The organism is Spirulina sp. CCY15215 (assembly GCF_016888125.1).
Lineage (GTDB): Bacteria > Cyanobacteriota > Cyanobacteriia > Cyanobacteriales > Spirulinaceae > CCY15215.
This window is the reverse complement of the sequence record NZ_JACSWA010000306.1, coordinates 1-7,782: the sequence shown is the minus strand read 5'-3', so window position 1 is coordinate 7,782 and position 7,782 is coordinate 1. Positions and strand designations below refer to the sequence as shown.

The following is a 7,782-nucleotide window of genomic DNA, read 5'->3' as shown; positions in this document are numbered from 1 at the left end:
CGACGCATTTGAGGGTGTGATAGCTTAAAAAACGTAGTTCCCAAGAACTTAGGCTGGTCAACTATGGGCTTGGTTCAAGCCCCCGCTATACCCAAAGTGTTAGCGGTGGGTTATTGACCGACAACGCATAGTAATGCCAGGGGCATAGGCTTCAAGCACTGAACCCGTGCGAGAACAACTCACTAGGAGATAATCGCAAGCAGGACACTGGGTTTGCACGATTTTATGTTTGGAGAAATAATGGCGTTCTGCATAACTGCCACAGTTAGGACAGTGTACTCTTTCCATTCTTGACATTTTTAAATTTTCCTTGTTAACTCGGTTTTTTATTGGTTTTTAAACATTTTATTCTCCCTTTATTGTATCAAAATAAAGTAAGTTTGTCAATCTATTTTATCTGGGGCATTGCCTGTGATCCCCGTGATCCCCAGCCCTCCCTCGCTATAAAATCCTGCATTTTATACTTATTGAACAAATCTTAAATTTCCCTTAATGCTCCCATGCAGTAATCGCAACACCCCCTCAAAAGGCGATCGCTTCCCTTGATGCCTTGATCAGAAAAATCCTCAGCTTGTATTCTGGAAGAGATGTTGCAACAAGGATTAAAATTGATGTCAGTTGAGTGGCAAATTGTCAAGACTTACGAGGATATTCTTTATCATAAATTTGATGGGATCGCCAAAATTACCATCGATCGCCCCCACAAAAGAAATGCGTTTCGTCCCAAAACGGTTTTTGAACTCTACGATGCCTTTTGCGATGCGCGGGAAGATAGTCAGATCGGGGTTGTGCTTTTAACGGGTGCAGGACCTCATTCAGATGGAAAATATGCTTTTTGTTCTGGAGGGGACCAAAGCGTAAGAGGAGAAGCGGGCTATGTGGATGATAGCGGTATTCCTCGCTTGAACGTTTTGGACCTACAGCGTCTCATTCGTTCCTTACCGAAAGTTTCCATCGCCTTGGTTGCGGGATATGCGATCGGTGGGGGTCATGTCCTACATTTAATCTGTGACTTAACTATTGCTGCTGATAATGCAGTTTTTGGGCAAACTGGCCCTAAAGTTGGCAGTTTTGACGGTGGTTTTGGTGCCTCTTATTTGGCTCGTGTTGTCGGTCAAAAGAAGGCTCGCGAAATTTGGTTTTTATGCCGTCAATACAACGCACAAGAAGCTGTGGACATGGGTTTAGCCAACTGTATCGTTCCTGTAGACCAATTAGAAGCGGAAGGTATTCGCTGGGCGCAGGAAATTCTGGAAAAAAGCCCGATCGCCATTCGCTGTCTTAAAGCTGCATTTAATGCTGACTGTGATGGACAAGCCGGCTTACAAGAACTCGCGGGTAATGCCACAATGCTCTATTACATGACAGAAGAAGGTAGCGAAGGCAAACAAGCGTTTTTAGAAAAGCGTAAACCTGATTTTCGTCAATATCCTTGGCGACCTTAATCGATTATTAATGAACAACTAGGAAGGAAGAACGATCTGTGAATAATGAACTGGCCAAATTCTTTAAGCCGTTTGGGTTTGAGAAGTGACGGGAAGGGGAGGAGTTGACGGCGATCCTTGACTTTCTGTTGAACAATTTAAACTCAGAGAATGTTCGAGATGAACGATTCCCGCATCCCAATCTTGCCAAGATGACTTGGCAAAGGGATGTGCTGCTAAACTACAAGCCTTCCAGCATCCTTTGACGGGAACGCCAAGTTGTTGACACGTTCCTCCTCGTCTTCCTTCTGGAGAATAAAAAGTGCAGCAGCGACAGGCAGATGTTAAAAGTTTTTCTGTGTTCATGAGCATTATTGAAATTATTAAAAAGTGGATTTATTAAGGCTTTATCTTTTCCATTGTGGTTCGCTTTCCGGAAGGTTGCATCATTATGTAATAAATAGATACAAATTTTGCCTGCCCTTGATAAATTATGTAAACTTTAGTTACTAAAACCGGATTGGCGTTAGGTTAAAACTATTGGGGATCAAGCTAAAAACTATGTTAAAACCCCTCGTTTGCAGAATTTACCCTTTACCATTAAGGCTAGGATAACCTCTGAGTCGGTACTCTAGAATTTTTTTAATATTTTCTTTATGGTGTGTTTTGGTTCTGCGTGCTACCAGCAATATTGCTGAGTTAGAGCGATCGCTTCTCTGGGTTGTAAGTAAATCTGGAAATGAATTGGCGATCGCACTTGTGGGGAGTAAAGTTGTAGTAATCTATACCTTCATCCCCAGAATTATTTTTCCGATCGCAGCAGAAAAAATAACAGCAAGAGAAAAGGACGAGGTATCATAAATTGAGTGAGAGTCCGTTATTGATTCGAGAGTTCATTATGAGTCAAAATACTAAGGCTGAATCTACGGCGACCCCCAACCTCAGTCCGATACTAGAAGGGGCTTTAAGCTGTTTAGATCTACAGATTGAAGCGGAATTAGCACGCTATCGCAAAGGGCGATCGCAGCAACCCGATCGCGCCGGTACAAGCCCGCAAGTTAGTTATCCTCAACCTCCAAAACCTGGCATGGCGGTGCTTCCTGTGGTAGAACAAAAAGGGGTTGCAGAGGGTCAAACAAGCGCCAATAAAGCGATTGATAATCAGATCGCTGATTTTACCCAAAAACCTACTGCAAACGACGCGGAGACTCAAGCAGGGGTTTCTGCGGGGTCGGATACGGAAGCCCCACAAGAATATTTAGCCTCTTCAGAAGAACTTTTGCGAAATGTGGCGAGGGCTGAAGCACAGCAACCGGTAGAGAAGAAGAAAGGGTTCGCCGATCGCATCTTAACGCCGATGGGAGTGGGTTCGGTGTTAGTTTTGGGAACAGCGATGACTCTATTGGGGGTGACATTACTTTATCCCGATCTCTTGACGCGCTTGGCTGGGGAGGAAAATAGTGATGGGAAGAATACGGCGATCGCGCCAGAAACGTCGAAGCCGTCACCCAGTACAACTCCCTCACCTTCTCCTCTCAATCTCACGGGTCCTAATTTAGCAACGGATGAATTTGAGCCTGTGAATCCGGATTCTCTCAGTACGGTGGAAACCAAGCCGGATTCTGCAACTTCTCCCACTTTACCGACTCCCGAGCCTACATCATCCCCCGCTAATTCATCAACGGCGACTCCCTCATCTCCTGAAGGGGCTTCGGATTTAACGACGGCGTTATTATCCCCCGAGGTTCAATCCCCTGCACCCCCTGCTGTTGAGGCTACACCAACCCCTTCTCCTAGTTCTTCTCCAGAGTCTTCCCCGGATCCGGTGGTTGAAAATGCACCTGGGGCTCCTAGTCAGGGCGATCGCTTCCATTATGTGATTGTGGATTATGCGGGAGGGATTTCTCTGCAACAAACGCGGGCGATCGTTCCCGAATCTTATGTTCGTAATTTCCCTCAAGGGGCGCAAATTCAAATGGGGGCTTTTTCTTCAGAAAAGGATGCTCAATCTCTAGTTTCGCGTCTCGAACAACAGGGAATTAAAGCAACGGTTTATCGTCGCCAGTAATCAATGAAAATAATCTCGGTATAATTGATAGCGGGGAAAAACAGCGCGATCGCAAAACTGAACTAAGCCTAAATAATACAATTTCTGTGCTTGTTCTTTATCCTGATAAGATTGCAACTCAAGGGGAGTTTCTGCGCTATAAATCTTGTTAAATATGGCAATTATTTCGTGAGGGAGTTGTTTTAAATAGCGACGATAGCGACGCAAGTGAGTACCATAAATTTCCCCATCGGCGATCGCATTCTCTCGCAATGTGACAAAATCTCTTTCTCCTCTCGCTAAGTCAAGCAAAGATTGCTGTACTAAATAAGGATGTCCTCCGACTAATTCCCGAAGATTATTAACTTGTTTCTCTTCCCATTCTAAACCGTGTAATTTTGCCAGTTCTAAAACTTCCTCTGAGGTAAATTCGGGGATAGAAATCTGCGTCCCAACATTAAACGGAGATTGATTAATTTCTAACTGTTCATATAACTCAGTATGAACGATTAGCAAAGATAAATTTTGCCAAATCTTCCTTGTTTTTGCTTGTTCGTGTAATGTTCTGAGAATTCCCAAAAATTCTCCTGCAATCTGAGTATAGGGAAAAATGCGATCGACATCATCTAAGGCAATAACCAAGGGTTTTTCATCGTCAAGTAAGTATTTTTCAAAATAGGTCATACACTTAACTTTATTATTGCCTAACTTACTTTGCCAATGCTTTACAGTTTGATTCTCTTCTGCTAAAATTTCTGTAACGCTGGTACAAAACCAAAGTAGAAAACTCTCTAAACTAGCAAAATCTGACGCTTCTGCTAGTCGCAAACTCAATCTCGCAATGCGATCGCCTTGACTCTTTCTATAATTCAATCCTTTGGTCATCAAAGCAGTTTTCCCCATTTGCCAAGGTGCTTTAATCCGAACTAAACAACCCGCTTGGGATAAAGCTGAATAAAACGGTTGTTCGATGTGAGGACGTTCTAATTCTCGCGAATTTGTAACAATTTCTATCTTTTCCTTGACAGCAGAAAGCGCATGAGGATGAGAAGTTTGCCAGTCTTGCCAATGTCGTTCTAATGTTGTGCGAAAATTGCGCTTTTCAACCCTTTCTCCCAAAGCATCGGAGAGTTTTCGCCATAATTCTTGCCCGATCGTACCGCGAATATAGTCGGGATTAAAATTGGCCTCGCTGGCAATATCTTCGTACTTTTTCTTTTGCCAGGACCCTTGCAAAACGATCGCCTCAATATCTGTTAAATGTTCCCCGGTGCGATCGCAAAGGAGGCGATCGGCAATTTGTAGTAGTTCAACTTCACCAAATTTCATATTTATATTTATTTAACCCAGTTAAATACGATAAAATTAAATAACTAATTTTACAATTGTAGCGATCGCGATGAGTCAACCCAAAATCGCCCCCTTTGGTGCATGGAAATCTCCCATTACTGCCGACCTTATTGTATCGGGAATGACTGCCTTAATCGATATTTTCGTCGAGGGAGAAACGATTTATTGGTTGGAGGGACGACCCTCAGAAGGGGGACGGAATGTTATTGTACAAGGAACTGCCGATGGGGATGCCGTAGATATTACCCCGCGATCGTTCAATGTTCGCACTCGGGTTCACGAGTACGGTGGAGGGGCGTTTTTAATTGCCGCAGAAACCCTCTATTTCTCCAATTTTACGGACCAACGACTCTATCAACAAGTTCCAATGGCTGAACCGCAAGTATTAACTCCTGAAGCTCAAAAACGCTATGCTGATGCAATTTTAGATTCTCAACGCGATCGCCTTATTTGTGTCTGCGAAGACCATGCAGGAGAAGGAGAAGCGAAAAATACCTTATCAACTGTCAATTTAAACACCGGAGAAGTCTGCGAACTGGTATCGGGAAGCGACTTCTATACCTCTCCTCGTTTGAGTCCCGATGGTTCTCAATTAGCATGGATTGATTGGAATCATCCCAATATGCCTTGGGATGGGACAAGATTATGGATTGCAACCCTACAAACCGATGGAACTTTAGATAAAGTGCAGTGTATTGCAGGGGGGGAAGAAGAGTCAATTTGCGCCCCCGAATGGAGTCCCGAAGGTGTTTTATATTTTGTTAGCGATCGCAATAATTGGTGGAATTTATATCGTTTTGTAGCGGGTGAAATTGAGTGTGTTTGCGACAAAGAGGCAGAATTTGGTTATCCTCACTGGGTCTTCGGAGAAAAACCTTATACATTTTTAACTGAAAATGAAATTATTTGTAGCTATTCCCAAAATGGTCGCAGTTATTTAGCAAAACTTGATCCAGATGCTAAAAAACTGCACACTTTAGATGTTCCTTTTACCAGCATTCATTCCGTGACAGCAGCAGGAGAACGCGCTTATTTTATCGGAGGTTCTCCCACAGAACCCACCCAACTTGTCGAACTGGATTTAAAGACACTGAATTGTAAGACTTTAAAGAAATCTAGCACGATTGAATGTAACCCAGACTATTTTTCTCTTCCTGAAGCGATCGCCTTTCCCACAGAAGCAGGAAAAACTGCTTATGGGTGGTTCTATCCTCCCCAGAATAAAGATTATCAGCCCCCAGAAGGAACATTACCTCCTTTATTAGTTAAAAGTCACGGGGGACCCACCGCAGCGACATCAGCAAGTTTTAATTTGAGAATCCAATATTGGACGAGTCGCGGTTTTGCATTTGTGGATGTAAACTATGGAGGAAGTACGGGATACGGACGAGAATATCGCCAACGCTTACAGAAAAAATGGGGCATTGTTGACGTTGATGACTGTACAAATGTGGCACAATATTTGGTGAAAGAAGGACGAGTAGATGGGGACAAATTGGCGATCGCGGGAGGAAGTGCAGGAGGATATACTACCCTTGCAGCATTAACATTCAAAGATGTTTTTAAAGCAGGAGCGAGCTATTATGGAGTTAGCGATTTAGAAGTTTTGGCCAAAGATACCCATAAGTTTGAGTCTCGCTATCTTGATAGTTTAATTGGGAAATATCCCGAAGAGAAACATATTTATGAAGAACGTTCTCCCATTCATTTCACCGATCGCCTTTCTTGTCCCGTCATTTTCTTTCAAGGATTAGAAGATGAAGTTGTTCCCCCCAACCAAGCAGAAATGATGGTGGAAGCAATCGAGAAAAAAGGGCTACCTGTTGCTTATGTTTCTTTTGCAGGGGAACAACATGGATTTCGTCGCGCTGAAAATATTAAACGCGCTTTAGATGGGGAATTTTACTTTTATTCTCGCGTTTTTGGTTTTCAACCCGCAGAGGCGATCGAACCGATTAAAATTATGAATAGAGAATGAGAGATGAAGTTTTTCTCTCTCTCTTATTCCTGTTCTCTTTCTTATCAACTATCAACTAATTTTGTGTCCCAAAACGCTATCAATGTTAACAATTTATCCTTTAACTGGCAAATTAATACGCCAATTTTAGACTCTTGTTCCTTCAGCATTCCTCAAGGAGAATTTTGGATGCTTTTGGGGGCAAATGGGAGCGGAAAATCGACCTTACTCAATTTACTTGCGGGTTTATTGGAACCACGAGAGGGAAATATTGAAACGATTCAACCCCTCGGCTTTGTCTTCCAAAACCCCGATCGCCAGTTGGTGATGCCCACAGTTGGGGCAGATATTGCCTTTGGGTTGGTTCGGGAAAATTTAACCTATCCGGAAACCTTAGCACGAGTTCGAGAAGCCCTCAATGCGGTGGGATTGCTCGACTTGCAGCGACGACCGATCTATGCTTTAAGCGGCGGCCAAAAACAGCGCATTGCGATCGCGGGGGAAATTGCCAGAAATTGCCAGGTTTTAATTCTCGACGAACCTACGGCACTTCTCGACCCCGATACTCAAATTGAGTTAGTGCAGCAAGTTCGGACTTTAGTGAAAGAACGTAACTTAACTGCTCTCTGGGTAACGCATCGCTTAAATGAACTCGATTATTGTGATGGGGCATTTTTGTTAGAGAGGGGGAAGATTGGCGATCGCGGCGATCCTCAGCGCTTGAAAAGGAGATTAGAAAAAGAGGAAAAATAATTGGTGGGGTTCGTCAGCTAAAATTGTGGATGGCGATCGCGCATTTCTTCCGTAATACTGCGATGACCCGACAAAATAATAACCCTGACTAACTTTGCGTTAAATAAAGATTGCGAATCGTGCGATTAATCCAACTCAGATAGTCGTCTAATTCTTCATCAGAAACCCCCGTGGAGACCCCCACCATATCTGAAAGATTGGTGGTGGGAGGAAACGGGGCGTATATTTTGAGGGTTCGATACCCTCGAAAT

General features: G+C 43.5%; 8 protein-coding genes. 5 read left to right on the top strand and 3 right to left on the bottom strand.

Annotation, left to right across the window (positions count from 1 at the left end; translation table 11 throughout):
• Positions 1-99: 99 nt before the first annotated feature.
• Complete coding sequence (locus JUI58_RS04940; RefSeq protein WP_204102639.1) at positions 100-297, bottom strand: replication restart DNA helicase PriA; 198 nt, start codon at positions 295-297, stop codon at positions 100-102.
• A 314-nt stretch (positions 298-611) separates the two neighbouring features.
• On the opposite strand from JUI58_RS04940, the gene menB reads away from it, so the two are divergent.
• Entirely contained in the window at positions 612-1,445 is an 834-nt protein-coding gene (gene menB, locus JUI58_RS04935; protein WP_204102638.1) for a 1,4-dihydroxy-2-naphthoyl-CoA synthase, read from the top strand.
• A gap of 63 nt (positions 1,446-1,508) precedes the next feature.
• Here the strand turns inward: menB and JUI58_RS04930 are convergent, their stop codons facing one another.
• Positions 1,509-1,790 (bottom strand): hypothetical protein, encoded by a 282-nt coding sequence (locus tag JUI58_RS04930; RefSeq protein WP_204102637.1) that lies wholly within the window; start codon positions 1,788-1,790, stop codon positions 1,509-1,511.
• Between the two features lie 300 nt (positions 1,791-2,090).
• On the opposite strand from JUI58_RS04930, the gene JUI58_RS04925 reads away from it, so the two are divergent.
• Together JUI58_RS04925 and JUI58_RS04920 are read left to right on the top strand one after the other, a co-directional pair.
• Complete coding sequence (locus JUI58_RS04925; RefSeq protein ID WP_204102636.1) at positions 2,091-2,285, top strand: hypothetical protein; 195 nt, start codon at positions 2,091-2,093, stop codon at positions 2,283-2,285.
• 37 nt (positions 2,286-2,322) lie between these two features.
• Complete coding sequence (locus JUI58_RS04920; protein ID WP_204102635.1) at positions 2,323-3,492, top strand: SPOR domain-containing protein; 1,170 nt, start codon at positions 2,323-2,325, stop codon at positions 3,490-3,492.
• On the opposite strand, the gene JUI58_RS04915 is transcribed toward JUI58_RS04920, so the two are convergent.
• A complete protein-coding gene (locus tag JUI58_RS04915; protein ID WP_204102634.1) occupies positions 3,493-4,800 on the bottom strand; it encodes an AAA-like domain-containing protein in 1,308 nt (435 codons plus the stop codon).
• Positions 4,801-4,870: 70 nt separating this feature from the next.
• Here JUI58_RS04915 and JUI58_RS04910 point away from each other — a divergent pair, with 70 nt between their 5' ends.
• A complete protein-coding gene (locus JUI58_RS04910; protein WP_204102633.1) occupies positions 4,871-6,799 on the top strand; it encodes a S9 family peptidase in 1,929 nt (642 codons plus the stop codon).
• Between the two features lie 63 nt (positions 6,800-6,862).
• Positions 6,863-7,531, top strand: a complete 669-nt coding sequence (locus tag JUI58_RS04905) for an ABC transporter ATP-binding protein (protein WP_204102632.1) — start codon at positions 6,863-6,865, stop codon at positions 7,529-7,531.
• Positions 7,532-7,782: the final 251 nt, after the last annotated feature.